Raw genomic sequence first — 16,745 nt, forward strand, 5'->3', positions numbered from 1 at the left:
GCGAGGGTGGGCGGGTGATGGGGGCGCCTCTACGGTGGCAGTCGGGCGGACCCGATGCCGATGCCGACGCCCGAGCTCCGACGCCCAATGCCCCGACGCCCAACGCCCACCTTTCGCGCATGGACGCAATGCTTGCACCCTTCGCGCGTAATCGGCTATAAATGACAAACTACTCACTCATTCATCGCCATGGCCCGCCCGTTAAGCGATCTCAAGCGCGAAGCAATCCTCGATGCCGCCGCCCGCCTCGTGGCGGAGCAGGGCGTCGGTGCTTCCACCGCCCAGATCGCGCGCGCCGCCAAAGTTGCCGAAGGTACGCTGTTTATTTATTTCGACAACAAGGACGCGCTGCTCAATGCGCTGTTCGTGAAGCTCGAGACGCGGCTTTCTCAGACCATTGCCGAGGGCTATCCGGCCGATGGCGACGCCCGGAGCCAGTTGCTCCACATCTGGAACACGCTGATCGCGTGGGGCGCGGCCCAGCCGCTGGAGCGCAAGGCGCTCAAGCAGCTCAAGGTGTCGCAGCGCATCGCTTCCTGCACCCGGGACCAATGTTCGGCGCTGTTTGCCGATGTGCTGTCGCGCCTGCAAGCCAGCCTGCAAGCCTACGTGGCGCCCGACCGCTTGAGCTTCTATATGGAACACGTCTTCATCGGCCTGTTCGAGACCACGCTGGACGCCATTGCCGCCCAACCCGCCCGGCGCGACGAGTTCGGTCAGGCCGCGTTCGATCTGTTCTGGCGCGGTATCCAGCGATGACGCGGCCACATTTTTTAGCTGATTAATGATCGATCAATCACTCATTTATAGCTTTGACCTTACCTTGAACTCATGTCCCGCCGCGCGCGTTACTCACTCATCCTTCTTATCGCTGGAGCCCTGATCATGACGTCCTGCCTGCTGACTCGTACGCCCATTGCCGCCTATCCGACGTCGCCGCAATCCGTCGGAACCGGCTTCGCCAATCCCGTGCCCAAGCCCAACGATTCGCTCGGCAAGACACTGCGCATCATCTGGGACGTGTTGCTGCATAAGCCCGCAGGCACCCGTCCGGCCGGTGCGGTGCCCGTGCAGGCGCTCAGCGCCGAAGCGCTCGCCGCGGCGCCGCTGCACAGCCTGTACCGCCTGGGCCATTCGACCTTGCTCATCAAGCTGGCCAACGGCTGGTGGCTGACCGACCCGGTGTTCTCCGAACGCGCCTCGCCCGTGCAATGGGCGGGTCCCAAGCGATTCCATGCGCCGCCCATCGCGCTCGAGGACCTGCCGCCGCTACGGGGTGTGCTGTTGTCGCATGACCACTACGACCACCTCGATCACGCCACCATCCAGTATCTGGCCGAGCGCGCCCAGGTATTCCTCACGCCGTTGGGGGTGGGCGACCGGCTGATCGCGTGGGGCGTGGCATCCGAGCGCGTCCGTCAGTTCGACTGGTGGCAGGAAGCGGAGATCGACGGCGTACGCTTTGCCGCCACCCCCGCGCAGCACTTCTCGGGCCGTGGCCTGCGCGACGGCAATCGCACGTTGTGGGCCTCGTGGGCCGTGCTCGACCAGGGCCTGCGTCTCTTCTTCAGCGGCGACACGGGCTATCACGCCGGCTTTCGCGAGATCGGCGAGCGTTATGGGCCATTCGATGTCACGTTTCTGGAGACCGGCGCGTACAACGCGCAGTGGGCCTACGTCCACATGCAGCCCGAGGAAACCGTGCAGGCACATCGAGACCTGCAGGGGCGCTGGCTCATGCCGATCCATAACGGCACCTTCGACCTGGCCATGCATACCTGGGACGAACCGTTCGAGCGCGTGGCTGTGCTCGCGTCGCAGGCCGGCATCCCGCTGGCGACGCCTCAGATGGGCGAGCGCCTGGATCTGCGCGCGCCACACCCGGGCCGCGCCTGGTGGCGCGAGGCCGCTCGGTGATGCTGGGGGAGCAGCGGGGCGGCGGCAGGCGTGTGCCGCCGGGCGCCCGACCCGTATTCCGGGCGTCGGCCGATGAATCGGGGTCGGTTCAGGCGCGGCCGGGGATACGCCGGGGGATGTGCCGCGCGTGCCACTTCCTCTCCGCTTTCCTGCCAAAAACCTAGGGTCAACACCTAGTAAAAACACACGCACGGCGTATAATCTTGCTTTGCGCCCGGAGTTCCCCATGCGTCTCGTCCAAAAAGCGCTCACCTTCGACGACGTGTTGTTGGTGCCTGCGTACTCCGAGGTGTTGCCGCGCGACACCTCGCTGACCACCCGCCTCACCCGCAATATCACCCTGAACATCCCGCTCGTGTCCGCTGCCATGGACACCGTGACGGAGTCGCGTCTGGCCATCGCCATGGCGCAAGAGGGTGGTATCGGCATCATCCACAAAAATCTGTCCGCTGATGAGCAGGCCCGTGAAGTGGCCCGCGTCAAGCGTCATGAATTCGGCATCGTGATCGACCCGGTCACCGTCACGCCGGACATGAAGGTGCGCGACGCGATCGCCCTGCAGCGCCAGCACGGCATTTCGGGCCTGCCCGTTGTCGAGAATGGCAAGCTGGTCGGCATCGTCACCAACCGCGACCTGCGCTTCGAAGACCGCCTCGACGTCCCGCTGACCAACGTCATGACGCCGAAGGACCGCCTGGTCACGATGCGCGAGGGCGCCACCCTCGAAGAAGCCCAGACCCTGATGCACAAGCATCGCCTGGAGCGCGTGCTCATCGTCAACGACGCATTCGAGCTGCGCGGCCTGGCCACGGTCAAGGACATCGTCAAGAACACCGAACACCCCTTCGCCTGCAAGGATGCCTTCGGCCAGCTGCGCGTGGGCGCGGCGGTCGGCGTGGGCGCCGGCACCGAAGAGCGTGTCGAGAAGCTGGTGGCCGCCGGCGTCGACGTCATCATCGTCGACACCGCGCACGGCCACTCGGCCGGCGTGATCGAGCGCGTGCGCTGGGTCAAGCAAAACTACCCCAAGGTCGAAGTGATCGGCGGCAACATCGCCACCGCCGCCGCCGCGCTGGCGCTGGTCGAAGCGGGCGCCGACGGCGTCAAGGTCGGTATCGGCCCGGGCTCGATCTGCACCACCCGTATCGTGGCTGGCGTGGGCGTGCCGCAGGTCACCGCCATCTCCGACGTGGCCCAGGCCCTCGAAGGCACGGGCGTGCCTCTGATCGCCGACGGCGGTATCCGCTACTCGGGCGACGTCGCCAAGGCCCTGTCGGCCGGCGCCTTCGCCTGCATGATGGGCGGCATGTTCGCCGGCACCGAAGAGGCGCCGGGCGAAGTCGTGCTGTTCCAGGGCCGTTCGTACAAGTCGTATCGCGGCATGGGCAGCCTGGGCGCGATGGCCGATGGTTCGGCCGACCGCTACTTCCAGGATCCCGCCAACAACGCCGACAAGCTGGTGCCCGAAGGCATCGAAGGCCGCGTGCCCTACAAGGGCAGCGTCCTCGCCATCATCTATCAGCTGGTGGGCGGCATCCGCGCCTCGATGGGTTACTGCGGCTGCGCCACGATCGACGACATGCGCACCAAAACGCAATTCGTCGAGATCACTTCGGCGGGCGTGCGCGAGTCCCACGTCCATGATGTGCAGATCACCAAGGAGGCGCCGAACTATCGCGCCGACTGATCCTCCGATCACGTCATACCAGCAATGCATCGCGCACCGGCAGAGCCCGCAAGGTTCTGGCCGGTGCGCTTTTATTTCCAACCGGCAGAGTCACTATGCACCAACGCATCCTCATCCTCGACTACGGTTCGCAAGTCACGCAACTGATCGCACGCCGTGTGCGCGAGGCTGGCGTCTATTCCGAAATCCATGCGGGCGACGTCGACGACGCCTTCATCCGTGAGCAAGCCGCTCAGGGCCTGAAGGGCATCATCTTGTCGGGCAGCCACGCCTCGGCCTACGAAGAAGGCTCGATGCGCGTGCCGCACGCCGTATTCGAACTGGGCCTGCCGGTGCTGGGCATCTGCTACGGCATGCAAGCCATGGCGCAGCAGCTCGGCGGCGTCGTGAGCTTCTCCGACCACCGCGAATTCGGCTACGCCGAAGTGCGCGCCCACGGCCACACCAAGCTGCTCAACGGCCTGTCGGACTTCACCACCGAAGAAAGCCACGGCATGCTCAAGGTCTGGATGAGCCACGGCGACAAGGTCACCGAACTGCCGCCCGGCTTTGTGCTGATGGCCTCCACGCCGTCCTGCCCAATCGCCGGCATGGCCGACGAAGCCCGCGGCTTCTACGCCGTGCAGTTCCACCCCGAAGTCACGCACACCGTGCAGGGCAAGGCCATGCTGTCGCGCTTCGTGCGCGAGATCTGCGGCTGCGAGGGCGACTGGAACATGCCCGACTACATCTCCGAAGCCGTGGCGCGCATCCGCGAGCAGGTGGGCGACGATGAAGTCATCCTGGGCCTTTCCGGCGGCGTCGATAGCTCGGTTGCAGCCGCGCTGATCCACCGCGCCATCGGCGACAAGCTCACCTGCGTGTTCGTCGACCACGGCCTGCTGCGCCTGAACGAAGGCGTGCAGGTCATGGAGACCTTCGCCGAAAACATGGGCGTGAAGATCATTCACGTCGATGCCACCGACCAGTTCATGGGCAAGCTCGCGGGCCAGTCGGACCCCGAGGCCAAGCGCAAGATCATCGGCCGCGAGTTCGTCGAAGTCTTCCAGGAACAAGCCGGCAAGCTCAAGACCGCCAAGTGGCTGGCCCAGGGCACGATCTACCCCGACGTGATCGAATCGGCCGGCGCCAAGACCGGCAAGGCCACCTCGATCAAGTCGCACCACAACGTGGGCGGCCTGCCCGACACGCTCAACCTGAGCCTGCTCGAGCCGCTGCGCGAACTGTTCAAGGACGAAGTCCGCGAACTCGGCGTCGCCCTCGGCCTGCCGCCGCAGATGGTCTACCGCCACCCGTTCCCCGGCCCCGGCCTGGGCGTGCGCATCCTCGGCGAAGTGAAGCACGAATACGCCGAGCTCCTGCGCCGCGCCGACGCGATCTTCATCGAAGAGCTGCGCAACACCAAGGACAGCGCCTCGGGCCTGAGCTGGTACGAGCTCACCTCCCAAGCCTTCGCCGTCTTCCTGCCGGTCAAGTCCGTGGGGGTGATGGGCGACGGCCGCACCTACGAATACGTCGTGGCCCTGCGCGCCGTGCAAACCTTCGACTTCATGACGGCCGATTGGGCCCCGCTGCCGCACCCGCTGCTGGCGCGTGTGTCTTCGCGCATCATCAACGAAGTGCGCGGGATCAACCGGGTCGTGTACGACGTCTCGAGCAAGCCGCCGGCGACGATTGAGTGGGAGTGATCTCGCTTGAGGTAGTTGGGTAAAACAAAAGGCGCTTCGGCGCCTTTTGTTTTTGGTGGTGGTTGGGTGAACGTGCGCTCCCGACTTGTCGTTGCCGTTGAGGCAGCATGAGGGCCGGGCGATCCGGAGAGGTCCGCCTTAAGAAATGCGCCGCCCGCCGGGCCTTTACAAAGAATCAGAAGGCCGCGCCGGAATTTAGATAAATTACTATTGTCGTAGTATGGCTACGATTATAAAAATAATACTAAATTGACGTGTCTTTGAAAAGGTTGTAGAAATCGTAGTATGGCTACGACTGAAACCACCAAACTAAAAGCCCTTTACACCCGATTGGTGCCGGGTGCGCCCCTGGTTTCAGAGGACTTGGCGTCGCTGGGCATTTCGGCAGACCTGGCCGTTCATTACGTCAGGGCAGGATGGCTCACTCGTTTGGCGCGCGGCGTCTACGCCCGCCCAAGCGATGCCCTGGCTCTGGCTCCTTGCCTGTCGCTGTTGGAGCGCAGGTTTGAAGGCTTGCATGTCGGTGGCAAGTCGGCGCTCGACTGGTATGGCGTGCGCCAGTACGTTTCGCAGCAGCCCGTGCTGCAGCTGTACGGCTGGACTGCAGCCCGCCTGCCGGAGTGGTTTACCCAACGCTTTCCGGCCGAGTACCATCGCAAGCGCCTGTTCGACGAGACGCCAGATGCATTACTGCAGGTCAGCCTGTTCGAGAAGCGCAGCGGGGCGCCGCAAGTCTCCACGCCGGAGCGCGCCCTGCTGGAGCTTTTGAGCGAGGTCGGTGTGCGTCAGCCCCTGCAAGAGGCCCGCGAACTCGTGGAGAACGCCTACGGCCTTCGTGCTGACGTTTTGCGCGAACTGCTGCAACGCTGTACCAGCGTCAAGACAGTACGGCTGTGCCTGCAGCTCGGCCGAGAGGGCGCATTGCCTTGGGCAGAAAAGCTCGACCCGGACAAGCTGCCAACGGGCAGCGACCGGCCGTGGGTGTCCAGATCGCCTGACGGCCTGTTGGTGCTCAAGGCATGAACCCGCTTTATCTCGACACCGCGCGCCTGCTGACGCAACTCGCTCCGCTGGTGTTCGTGGACGACACCTTCGCATTGAAGGGCGGTACGGCAATCAACCTGTTCGTGCGCGACATGCCGCGCTTGTCGGTGGACCTCGATCTGGTTTTCCCCGATCACACGCTCTCCCGCGACACGGCGCTGGGCCGCATCAACACCGCTATTAGAGAGGCTGCCGAGCGCCTGAAAAAGCGAGGATTCCAAACGCATGCTCCGGCGGCGGCATCGGGCGAGACCAAGTTGCTAGTGCGCCGCGGCTCGATACAGGTCAAGATCGAAGTCAACTTCGTGATGCGAGGCACCGTGCAACCGGTGCGTCGTGCTCCACTCACGCCGACCGCTCGCGACCTGCTGATGGCCGATCTTGAGATCCCCGTGGTGTCGCTGGAAGATATGTACGGTGGCAAGCTGGTGGCGGCGCTGGATCGGCAGCATCCGCGGGACTTGTTCGACGTGATGCAACTTTTTGCGCACGAGGGAATTACGTCTGCCATCCGGCGCGCCTTCGTGGTCTACCTGTGCAGCAGCAACCGGCCGATCCATGAGGTGCTGTTCCCGCCCCTCCGGGACATCCGGCACGACTACACGCATAACTTCCAAGGCATGACGGCGGAGCCGGTACCCCTTGGCGCGCTACTTGCCGCACGAGAACGCATGGTGGGCGAGATCCAGCAGGGTCTCGATGACAACGAGCGACGCTTCCTGCTGTCGCTGGTCGCCGGCGCGCCGGAATGGTCGCTGCTAGGCATCGCACACCTCGAGCAGCTGCCGGGCATCCGTTGGAAGGTCCATCACCTTGCGCAGTTGCAGAAGATGGATGCGAAGAAATTTGCCGTCCAGGCCGACATGCTCGCAACTCGGATGTCCGCATCCCCCTGATCGCCGTTTGGTGATAGGCGCATGACCCGAAAACCCGCGCAAGGCTAAAGGCTGGACTCAATCCGAGTTGGCCAGTCGCGTCGGTCTTAGCCAATCGCGCATCTCTCATCTGGAGCTCAACGCACACGAGTTGAGCGTGGAGCAGCTGCTCGCCTGGTGTGGCGCGTTGGGTCTGGAAGTCGTCATCGGCAATCGCGCCGCCGTGGCGCGCGCCGACTCCGCCACGGACTGGTGACGTGGGACGTCGATCGCACAGCCGCAGTCTGTCTCTCTGGACCAATGGGGTTCGCGTCGGGCGCTGGACGATTCCCGCGCGTGGCGAGATGGAGCTGCAGTACGACTCGGGATGGTTTCAAGCGGATGTGGGACGGCCGCTGTCTTTGTCGTTGCCATTTAATCTTCAGAATCTTCCAGTTAAGGGAGCGGCGGTCGCAACCGCAGGCACTTCAACAGCACGGCAAAGACGGTGGGCTATGGCTCGACCGCGGAACCCATCATCGAAGATATCCTCGCCCGAACCCCCGCCGCCATCGCGGAGGTGCAGGCAGACCTGCCGCAAGACATCTCGCCGTTTGTCGTCGACTCGATTCTGGGTGGGCTCGAGCAAGCGGCCAAGAATCTCGGTGAGATGCCCGCGTAAACAAGCAAAACAAAAGGCGCCGAGGCGCCTTTTGTTTTTTGCATCAGCCTTACGGCTTTACACCGAAATCAACCCGCGATTTCCTTGCGCACGATCTCCGCACCGGCCGCCAGCGCGTTGAGCTTGCCGTTCGCGACGCGGCGCGAGAGGGGGGCCATGCCGCAGTTGGTGCAGGGGTAGAGCTTGTCGGCGTCGACGAACTTGAGCGCCTTGCGCAGGGTGGCGGCGACTTCTTCGGGGGTTTCGATTTTGTCGGTGGCCACGTCGATGGCGCCGACCATCACCTTCTTGCCGCGGATGAGTTCGATCAGGTCGATCGGCACATGCGAGTTGTGGCATTCGAGCGAGACGATGTCGATGCTGGATTGCTGGAGCTTGGGGAAGGATTCCTCGTACTGGCGCCATTCGGAGCCCAGCGTCTTTTTCCAGTCGGTGTTGGCCTTGATGCCGTAGCCGTAGCAGATGTGCACGGCGGTTTCGCACTTGAGGCCTTCGATGGCGCGCTCGAGGGTGGCGATGCCCCAGTCGTTGACTTCGTCGAAGAAGACGTTGAAGGCGGGCTCGTCGAACTGGATGATGTCGACGCCGGCGGCTTCGAGTTCGCGGGCTTCCTGGTTCAGGATCTTGGCGAATTCCCAGGCCAGCTTTTCGCGGCTCTTGTAGTGCGCGTCGTACAGCGTGTCGATCATCGTCATGGGGCCAGGCAGCGCCCATTTGATGGGCTGCTTGGTCTGTTGACGCAGGAACTTCGCGTCTTCGACGAACACGGGCTTCTGGCGGCTGACGGCGCTGACGACGGTCGGGACGCTCGCGTCGTAGCGATCACGGATGCGCACGGTTTCGCGCTTTTCGAAATCGACGCCGCTCAGGTGTTCGATGAACGTGGTGACGAAGTGCTGGCGGGTCTGTTCGCCGTCGCTGACGATATCGATGCCGGCGTGTTGTTGTTCTTGCAGGGCCAGGCGCAGCGCATCTTGTTTGCCTTCGACGAGTTCTTCGTCTTGCAGCTTCCAGGGCGACCAGAGTTTCTCGGGCTGGGCCAGCCAGGAGGGCTTGGGCAGGCTACCGGCGGTCGACGTGGGCAATAGTTTTTTCATTGTGAATGATCTCGAGTGTGGCTTGAGTAATTAGTGAGAGACGCTGGCAGCCCAGCTGTCGAGCTTGTTCTTGTAGGGCTTGATGAAATGCTCTTCCGTGAACTTCCCTTGTTTCACGGCGAGCTGGCTGCGTTCTTCGCGGTCGTAGACGATCTGCGTGAGCGAGTAGTCCTGATTCTTCAGGCTCGGGCGGTAGAGTCGGCCGGCCGCGGAGTTGGCGTTGTAGATCTCGGGGCGGTAGATCTTCTGGAACGTTTCCATCGTGGCGATCAGGCTGATCAGTTCCAGATTCGTGTATTGGCCGAGCAGGTCGCCCTGGAAATAAAAGGCGAAGGGGGCGGCGCTGCCGGGCGGCATGAAGTAGCGCACTTCCAGGCCCATCTTCTCGAAGTATTGGTCCGTCGAGGAGAGCTCGTTCTGCTGGTATTCGACGCCCAGGATCGGGTGGTGATTCTCGGTGCGGTGATAGGTCTTGCTGCTCGACGCACTGATGCAGATCACCGGGGGCTTGGCGAAGTGCGCCTTGTAAGCGCTCGAATTCAGGAAGTGCTTGAAGAGCTTGCCATGCAGATCGCCGAAGTTCTCCGGCGTGCTGAACGTGGGCTTGTCGTTGTTGAATTCCGGCAGCACCACGCTGAAGTCGTAGTCGCGCACGTACGACGAGAAGTTGTTCCCGACGATACCCTCGATGCGCTGATTGGTTTTCCGGTCGACGATGTTCGTCTGCAGGATCTCGATCAGCGGAAAGACGTTGCTGCCGGCTTCTGCGTTGATCGTCATCTCGACGGTGATGATGTCGAGCTCGACGGCGTAACGGTCGCCGGTCGGGTTGTCCCAGTGCGCCAGGTTGTTGAAGCGGCTGTCGATCATCTTCAACGTGTTGCGCAGATTCTGTTCGCGGCTGTCCCCCCGCGCCAGATTGGCGAAGTTGGTCGTGATGCGCGTGTTGTCCGACGGGCGATAGTTTTCATCGAAGCGAAGGCGCTTGATGTCGAAGGTGAAGTCGTTGCTCATGGTCTTGGGTGCGCTGGTGATGAGGTAAAGATGGGTGGCGGGTGGGCGCCGGTTCGTTTTATCTGTTTGCGTCGCGAGACGCTGGGTATTCATAAGGCCGGGCAGAGCGGACTTCAGTGCCATCCGGCCCGTAGCCTTCAATCGGGTCAGGCCTCGAGACAGGCGCGCCGCTCGGCGTATTCATAAGGCAGTGCAGGGCAACCATGCATCGGGACGCTCGCGACCCTCCGCGGTCGAATTTCTGCCTCAGGCTGCGATCGCTTCCTCTGCGTGGGCTGCCCGCAGCGCGTAGGTCAGTTCGATCAAGGGCAAGGCGCGCTCGACGGCCAGGCGGGCGCGCTCGATCAGCGCGGCGTCCTGCAGGCGGTAGTCGACGAAGTCCTTGTCGGTGGCGTAGACGCCCAACGGCAGCGTGCGCGCCTGAAAGAAGCTGAACAGAGGCCGCAGCTGGTGATCGATCATCAGGGCGTGACGCTCGCTGCCGCCGGTGGCGGCGAGCAGGATGGGCGTGTCGACCAGCGCGTCCTGGTGGAGGAAGTCGAAGAAATGCTTGAAGAGCCCGGTATAGGAGCCGCGATAGACCGGCGTCGTCACGACCAGGATGTCGGCCTGCTCCACCGCGGCGAGCTCGCGCTCCACCGATTCGGGCAGCTGCGAGCGCCAGACCGCGCCGGCGAGTTGCGGCGCGAGCTGGCCGAGTTCGACCAGGCGTTGCTCGCACGGGACGACATCCGCGATCAGCTCCATCAGGTGCTCCGCCAGGGCGGCGGATTTCGAGGGGCGTTGCAGTCCGCCGGAAACGGCGACGAGACGGAGTGGACGGGTCATGTTGGACTTCACCGGTATTGATTTGCACGTTGCCGAGGCCTTGCCGCGTGCACAAGCGTGGCGGCGGGGCTTCGACGACTGGGTCGGGGTTCGTTCGCATCGGTGGCGATCCGCTGCTGAGCAGGGCTGACAGCCGACTCGGGGGCAAGCCATCGAGCTCCGGCGCTGGCCGCTGGGGGCGGCGGAGCCTCACCCGAGCTTCGACGTGCGTGTCGTGCGGGCCCGGGCGAAGGGCGGCAGGCGGGGCCTGCCCGGCCCGTTGGCACGAGCCGCCGACTGGCGCGGTGCAACTTTTTGCCTCTGACAGCAGCGGCGCCAGGGACACCTGCGAACGAACAATAGGGACAGATACTAGAGAACGGTACCGATGAAGTAAAATGGTTTTATTTCACGAATCCATGAGCGGAAATCATCTGAATGCTTGAGCGCATCCATCTCAGCATCGTCCAGCAGGTCGAAAAGCAGGGGTCGCTGACGGCGGCTGCCGGCGTGTTGAACCTCACCCAATCAGCCCTGAGCCACAGCATGAAGAAGCTGGAGCAGCAGTTGGGCACCGACGTCTGGCTGCGCGAGGGCCGCAGCCTGCGGCTGACGCAGGCGGGCCAATACTTGCTGGCGGTGGCGAATCGCGTGCTGCCGCAGCTGGACCTGGCCGAGGAGCGTCTGGGCCAGTTCGCGCAGGGCGAGCGCGGCGCGCTGCGCATCGGGATGGAATGCCACCCTTGCTACCAGTGGCTGCTCAAGGTGGTGTCGCCATATCTGGCCGCCTGGCCGGATGTGGACGTGGACGTCAAACAGAAGTTTCAGTTCGGCGGGATCGGCGCGCTGTTCGGGTATGAGATCGACCTGCTGGTCACGCCCGATCCGCTCTTCAAGCCGGGATTGAAGTTCGAGCCGGTGTTCGATTACGAACAGGTTCTGGTCGTGCCCAAGGGGCATCCGCTGGCCTCGGTGGCGTATGTGAAGCCGCAGCAGCTGAACCAGGAAGTGCTGATCAGCTACCCCGTGGATATCGAGCGCCTGGATATCTATAACCAGTTTCTGCTTCCGGCCGGTGTCACGCCCAAGCGCCACAAGGCCATTGAAACCACCGACATCATGCTGCAGATGGTCGCGAGCGGACGCGGCGTGGCGGCGCTCCCGCGCTGGCTGGTCGAGGAATACGCGGTCCGCATGGACGTGGTGCCGGTGCGGCTGGGCCAGCGCGGCATTGCCAAGCAGATTTTTCTGGGGGCGCGCGAGGCGGAGACGGCGATCGATTATGTGCGCGCGTTCATCGAGCTGGCGCGCCACTCCGAGGCCGTCGCGAGCGTGGCGCCCAAAACACTTGCTTGATTTCGCAATGTTGAGCCCGGATCGCGGGCCTCGGTCGTTTGTTTTTTTACGATGCTATTGAATCAAGTCGATATGCGCACGTCCGTGCGCGACATCACCGAAGCCTGTTCGTTGGAAGTCAGTGCGAAAGACATTCCGGCGCTGACCGCTGCGGCGGATCGAATCTTGCCGGGGACGACGCTGTCGATTCCCTACCTGCCGGGTCAGGACGATGCCACGCGGTTGGCCGCGGCGCGCGCCGTGCGGGATCTGGGCTTTACCCCGATGCCGCACCTCTCTGCCCGCCGTATCGGCTCTGCCGCGGAACTCGAGTCCTTTGTTGCGCTTGCGGCCGCACGCGCCGGCGCGGAGCGTTGCTTCGTGGTCGCCGGCGACCCGGCGACGCCGTTGGGCCCGTTCGCCGACAGCACCTCGTTGATCGAGACGGGCGTGCTCGAGCGTTCGGGCATTCGGGTGGTCGGGGTGGCCGGGCATCCGGAGGGCCATGCGTTCATGAGCGAGACCGAACGATGGGCGGTGCTCGAGCGCAAATGCCGTGCTATTGCACGACGCGGTATGCGGCCCGAGATCGTCACCCAGTTTGGATTCGATGCCGACATCGTGTTGGCGTGGCTGGTGACGCTGCGCGCGCGTGGCATCGATTTTCCCGTGCGGGTGGGCGTGCCGGGTCCGGCCGGGATCGCCGTGCTGGCGCGCTATGCCGCGCTCTGTGGCGTCAGTGCCTGCGCCTCGATGTGGTCCAAATACGGAATCTCGCTCGGCAAGCTGTTCGGCACGGCGGGACCCGACGTTTTCGTGGATCGCCTGGCGGCCGGCCTGACGCAGGCGCACGGCGAGGTGAGCCTGCATTTCTTCCCGTTCGGCGGGATTGCGCAGTCTTTGAAATGGATCGCGCAATATCGCGGTCGCGCCGAGTCGATGCGCGCCGCCGCGTCTTCGCGCTGAGTAGTGCGCGAGCGCGTCATGGCCGCGGGCGGGGGATCGTCGCCAGCTGGAAGGATCGCCGCTGGGCAGAAGGGGGATCTGCCCGTCAATCCCCCAGGAGGAGTAGGGGCATTTCAGAGGGCGCCGTTGCTTGTCCACGCACTCAGATCGCGCGGAACTGCGACAATGCAGCATGCGTAAAAATCAGCCGATGACGGCCACTCAATTGACCAGTCCTTCCGTTGTTCAGCAGACCCTCGCGAATGGGGTGCGCCTTCTTGTGATCCCGATGCCGCATGTGCAGAGCGCGAGCGTCGGTGTGTTCCTGCGTGTCGGCTCTCGCGACGAGACGCCGGCCACCAATGGCATCAGCCATGTGCTCGAACACATGGCGTTCAAGGGCACCGAAACGCGCTCGGTCCAGGAGATCAACCTGGATGCCGAGCGTCTGGGCGCGGAGGTGAACGCCTTCACCGGCAAGGACATGACCGGGTATTTCATGACGGGCCTGGGTCGGCATGCGCCCGCGCTTCTGCGCATGACGGCGGATATCGTGCTGAACAGCACGTTTCCCGAGCACGAGCTGCAGCGCGAGCTGGAAGTGATCCGCCAGGAAGCGATCGAGTATGACGAGGATCCGGGCGACAGCGCCAGCGATCTGCTCGACCGGGCGCTGTGGGGCGAGGATCCCATGGGCATGCCGGTGATCGGCACCGTGGCCAATATCGAGGGCTTCAGCCGGCAGGACGTTATCGACCACGTGCAGCGACATTATGTCGCCGAGAAGACCATCGTCGTGGCGGCAGGTAACTTCGACGTGGACGCGTGGATGAGCCTGGCTGCGGCGTTGTTCGACGGGATGCGCACGTCGGCAGACGAGGATGTGGTCGCGCAGCCGGTCCCGGCGAAGTACGTGAGCCAGGCGCTCGCGCGGCGTTTCACGCAGGTCTCGCAGGTGTTCGTGAACATCGCCTACCCGCTGTTTCCCGAGGGCGAGAGCGAGACCGCCGGGCCGCGTGCGCGGCTGGCGGCATCGTTGGCGGCATATGTGTTCGGCGAAGGCATGTCGTCGCCGCTGAGCGATACGGTCCGCGAGCAGCTTGGACTGGCCTATACGACCTACGCGGCGATGGAAGGGGGCGACGTCTGGGCCAACTTCATCGTCCACGCCGTCACCACCCCGGACAAGCTCGATGCCTTGTTCGCAGCGACCGGGCGTCTGTTGCGCGAGCACGCGGCGGGTATCGACCCGGTGCACCTCGAGCGCGCCAAGAACCAGCTCACCGTGTCGCGCGTTCGCTCGGGCGAGCGGCCCTACGCGACGATGGAGCAGGCCGTCGAAGAGCTTTTCGCGCGCGGCACGGTCACGCCCGCAGCCGACACGCTGGCCATGATCGAGGACATCACGGCCGAGGAAGTGCGCGGGGTGTTCGAGCGGATGCTGGCCAAGCCACCGGCGTTGGCCGTGACGGGCAAGGGTGTCAGCGCGAAGGCGGCGCGGCAACTGGTGGCGGGTTTGAATGCGTGAGTGGCGGGTGCCGACGCATGGCTCCCTGCGACGCTGAACGGTATGGATAAAGGCGCTTCGGCGCCTTTCTCTTTGGATCACCACGCCGTCAGCGTCCAGCCGCTCGCCGTGGCAAGCAGCCGCTCGGTCAGGCCCAGATTGCCCAGGAATACGTCGTCGTGCGACACGACGATCAACGCACCCGGGTAGCTCCGCAGCATGGCTTCGAGGGCTTCGGTGGACGCGAGGTCCAGGTGATTGCCGGGTTCATCGAGCAAGAGCAGTGGCGGGGGCGGATCGGCATAGAGCGCGCAGGCCAAGGCGGCTTTGAGTCGTTCGCCGCCGCTCAATGCACCGCTCGGCGCCACGATTTTGTGCGCGTCGAGGTCGAGATGGGCCAGGCGCGTGCGCAGATCGCTTTCGCTCGCGGCGGGATTGGCCGTCTGGAGTTGCGCCAGTACCGTGCGCTGCGGATCCAGCGCGGCGAGGCGCTGGTCGAGGTAGACCGTGCCCGGGATGGTCTTGCGCGTGCCCACCCGCGGCGCGACGAGGCCGGCGATGACCTTGAGCAGCGTGGACTTGCCGCAGCCGTTCGGGCCCAGGACGCCCAGGCGCTGATGGCCCTGGAGGGTGAGATCGATGCGGCGCGCGGTCGGAGGAACGTGCGGGAGTTCGACGCCGTCGAGCTCGACGACGCGCCGCTGCTTGCGCTGCTCGACCGGAATCGCATGCAGGCTGACGGCAGCATCGCGTTGCACGTGCTGTGCGGCCTGATGGACCCGTTGATTGAGCGTTCGTTGCGCGTCGCACTGTTGTTGGCGCAACTTGCCGGCCGAGGCTTCGCTGCGCTCCTTCTGACGGCCGAGCAGGATCCTGGCCTGGTTGGATTCCTTGCCCTCTCGATGGCCTTGAGCCTGTCTGCGTGCCTGCCGTTCACGCTGGTCCCGCATGGCGTGTTCTTCGCGACGGCGCTCGAGTTTGCGTTGTTCGAGTTCGTGCAGGGCATGTTGATGCTCTCGTGCCTTGGCGGTGGCATAAAACCCGTAGTTGCCGCCGTAGTTGCGCAGGCCCAGCGAAGAGAGCTCCACGATGTGCGCCATGCTGTCGAGCAGCTGGCGGTCGTGGCTGACGACGATCAGTCCGCGCCGCCAGTGTCGGAGTTGCTCGATCAATGCCTGTCGATGGTTGCGATCGAGGTGGTTGCTGGGCTCATCGAGAATCAGGAAGTCGGCGTCGCTCAGCATGGCGCCGGCCAGGGCCACGCGCATGGCTTCGCCTCCACTGAGTCGGGTGGCCGGCGTTTGCGCCTTCAGGTGGCCGAGGCCGTGACGCTCGAGCTCGTTGCGCAGCCGCTGCCGGATATCCCAGCGATCTGCCAGGGCGTCGAAGTCGGCGGGGTCGGTGCTGCCGGTTTCGATGTGCGTCAGCGCGTCGAGTGTGAGCTGGGCACCGGCAAGCGAGGCAACGGTCGCGTCGGGTGCCGGGCTGACCTGCTGGGGCAGGTAGAACGCCGTGCCGCTGCGGGTGCAACGGCCGTTGGTCGGGGCGAGCTGCCCCGCCAGGATACGCGCGAGCACGGACTTGCCCGCGCCATTGCGGCCGACCAGGCCGGTCGGGCGCGCGTCGATGGTGGCGTTCAGGTCGGAGAATAGCGTTCGGCCATCGGGCAGAACATGGGTCACGCTGTCGAGCGTGATCGATGGATTCGTCATGCGGGATTCCAGGGATGCCAAGAACTCCCCCTGCGAGTGGGGGCGGGTGGAGACTGGCCGTCGGGGAGACGGCGGCATCAACGGCGCATGGGACGAATACCTCTGTGTGGTGTGGCGAAGCGCCATTGTAGAAGCCAAGGGCGCTGCAAGCCAGATAAGGGCGTTGTTTCGCAGATGCGATCCGTGCTCGGCATCAGCGGGCCGCCGTTGCATGTGCCGGCCGCAGGGAGCAGATGGCGCACGCGACGGCCGTCGGGAAAGCGCGCTTCATCGTGAGCCCGGCGACCCCGCGCCAAGCGCTTTTTTTGCGATGTTTCGCACATTGGGTACCATTCATGCGGTTAGCGAGGGTATCGGCGCGGTCGCGCTTCGGTGATATCTCCCGTGCGCGCCATCGACAGGCGCGCGCTCGGGAGGTGAAACGCCGCGGCATCATGACGCGCAGACGCAACCTAT

General features: G+C 64.3%; 13 protein-coding genes and 2 pseudogenes. 11 read left to right on the forward strand and 4 right to left on the reverse strand.

Going from position 1 to position 16,745, the window contains the following annotated elements; all coding sequences use genetic code 11:
- Nucleotides 1–189 precede the first annotated feature (189 nt).
- From CAL25_RS06820 to CAL25_RS24360, 8 genes and pseudogenes are all read left to right on the forward strand, one after another.
- The gene (locus CAL25_RS06820) at nucleotides 190–759 is read left to right on the forward strand and encodes a TetR/AcrR family transcriptional regulator (RefSeq protein ID WP_094799192.1); all 570 of its coding nucleotides are present in this window, start codon (nucleotides 190–192) and stop codon (nucleotides 757–759) included.
- Nucleotides 760–885: 126 nt separating this feature from the next.
- On the forward strand, nucleotides 886–1,917 hold the full coding sequence (locus tag CAL25_RS06825; protein ID WP_094799193.1) for an MBL fold metallo-hydrolase: 1,032 nt from the start codon (nucleotides 886–888) through the stop codon (nucleotides 1,915–1,917).
- Nucleotides 1,918–2,143: 226 nt separating this feature from the next.
- The gene (gene guaB, locus CAL25_RS06830; protein WP_094799194.1) at nucleotides 2,144–3,604 is read left to right on the forward strand and encodes an IMP dehydrogenase; all 1,461 of its coding nucleotides are present in this window, start codon (nucleotides 2,144–2,146) and stop codon (nucleotides 3,602–3,604) included.
- A 95-nt stretch (nucleotides 3,605–3,699) separates the two neighbouring features.
- Nucleotides 3,700–5,292 (forward strand): glutamine-hydrolyzing GMP synthase, encoded by a 1,593-nt coding sequence (gene guaA / locus CAL25_RS06835; protein ID WP_094799195.1) that lies wholly within the window; start codon nucleotides 3,700–3,702, stop codon nucleotides 5,290–5,292.
- 285 nt (nucleotides 5,293–5,577) lie between these two features.
- On the forward strand, nucleotides 5,578–6,315 hold the full coding sequence (locus CAL25_RS06840) for a type IV toxin-antitoxin system AbiEi family antitoxin domain-containing protein (protein ID WP_094799196.1): 738 nt from the start codon (nucleotides 5,578–5,580) through the stop codon (nucleotides 6,313–6,315).
- Nucleotides 6,312–7,232, forward strand: coding sequence for a nucleotidyl transferase AbiEii/AbiGii toxin family protein (locus CAL25_RS06845; RefSeq protein ID WP_094799197.1), 921 nt, complete (start codon nucleotides 6,312–6,314; stop codon nucleotides 7,230–7,232). Before CAL25_RS06840 ends, CAL25_RS06845 begins: the two co-directional genes overlap by 4 nt.
- Before the next feature lie 49 nt (nucleotides 7,233–7,281).
- Nucleotides 7,282–7,467 (forward strand): annotated as a pseudogene (locus CAL25_RS24580) (helix-turn-helix domain-containing protein); the annotation flags it as partial.
- Between the two features lies 1 nt (nucleotide 7,468).
- Nucleotides 7,469–7,666: pseudogene (locus CAL25_RS24360) on the forward strand (HipA N-terminal domain-containing protein); the annotation flags it as partial.
- Nucleotides 7,667–7,940: 274 nt separating this feature from the next.
- Here CAL25_RS24360 and CAL25_RS06865 read toward each other — a convergent pair.
- The 3 genes from CAL25_RS06865 to msuE form a co-directional block, all read right to left on the reverse strand.
- Entirely contained in the window at nucleotides 7,941–8,969 is a 1,029-nt protein-coding gene (locus CAL25_RS06865; protein WP_094799199.1) for a methionine synthase, read from the reverse strand.
- A gap of 30 nt (nucleotides 8,970–8,999) precedes the next feature.
- Nucleotides 9,000–9,983, reverse strand: coding sequence for a DUF1852 domain-containing protein (locus CAL25_RS06870; protein WP_094799200.1), 984 nt, complete (start codon nucleotides 9,981–9,983; stop codon nucleotides 9,000–9,002).
- Between the two features lie 246 nt (nucleotides 9,984–10,229).
- On the reverse strand, nucleotides 10,230–10,811 hold the full coding sequence (gene msuE, locus CAL25_RS06875; RefSeq protein ID WP_094799201.1) for an FMN reductase: 582 nt from the start codon (nucleotides 10,809–10,811) through the stop codon (nucleotides 10,230–10,232).
- A 417-nt stretch (nucleotides 10,812–11,228) separates the two neighbouring features.
- On the opposite strand from msuE, the gene CAL25_RS06880 reads away from it, so the two are divergent.
- From CAL25_RS06880 to CAL25_RS06890, 3 genes are all read left to right on the forward strand, one after another.
- Nucleotides 11,229–12,146 carry a LysR family transcriptional regulator gene (locus CAL25_RS06880; RefSeq protein ID WP_094799202.1) on the forward strand — a complete coding sequence of 306 codons (918 nt, stop codon included), beginning with the start codon at nucleotides 11,229–11,231 and terminating at the stop codon, nucleotides 12,144–12,146.
- 84 nt (nucleotides 12,147–12,230) lie between these two features.
- Nucleotides 12,231–13,091 carry a methylenetetrahydrofolate reductase gene (locus CAL25_RS06885; RefSeq protein ID WP_249278977.1) on the forward strand — a complete coding sequence of 287 codons (861 nt, stop codon included), beginning with the start codon at nucleotides 12,231–12,233 and terminating at the stop codon, nucleotides 13,089–13,091.
- 172 nt (nucleotides 13,092–13,263) lie between these two features.
- The gene (locus CAL25_RS06890; protein WP_094799204.1) at nucleotides 13,264–14,598 is read left to right on the forward strand and encodes a M16 family metallopeptidase; all 1,335 of its coding nucleotides are present in this window, start codon (nucleotides 13,264–13,266) and stop codon (nucleotides 14,596–14,598) included.
- A 77-nt stretch (nucleotides 14,599–14,675) separates the two neighbouring features.
- Here the strand turns inward: CAL25_RS06890 and CAL25_RS06895 are convergent, their stop codons facing one another.
- Nucleotides 14,676–16,289, reverse strand: coding sequence for an ABC-F family ATP-binding cassette domain-containing protein (locus CAL25_RS06895; protein ID WP_094799205.1), 1,614 nt, complete (start codon nucleotides 16,287–16,289; stop codon nucleotides 14,676–14,678).
- Nucleotides 16,290–16,745 lie beyond the last annotated feature (456 nt).

The sequence above is a fragment of the Bordetella genomosp. 5 genome, assembly GCF_002261315.1.
GTDB lineage: Bacteria > Pseudomonadota > Gammaproteobacteria > Burkholderiales > Burkholderiaceae_B > Bordetella.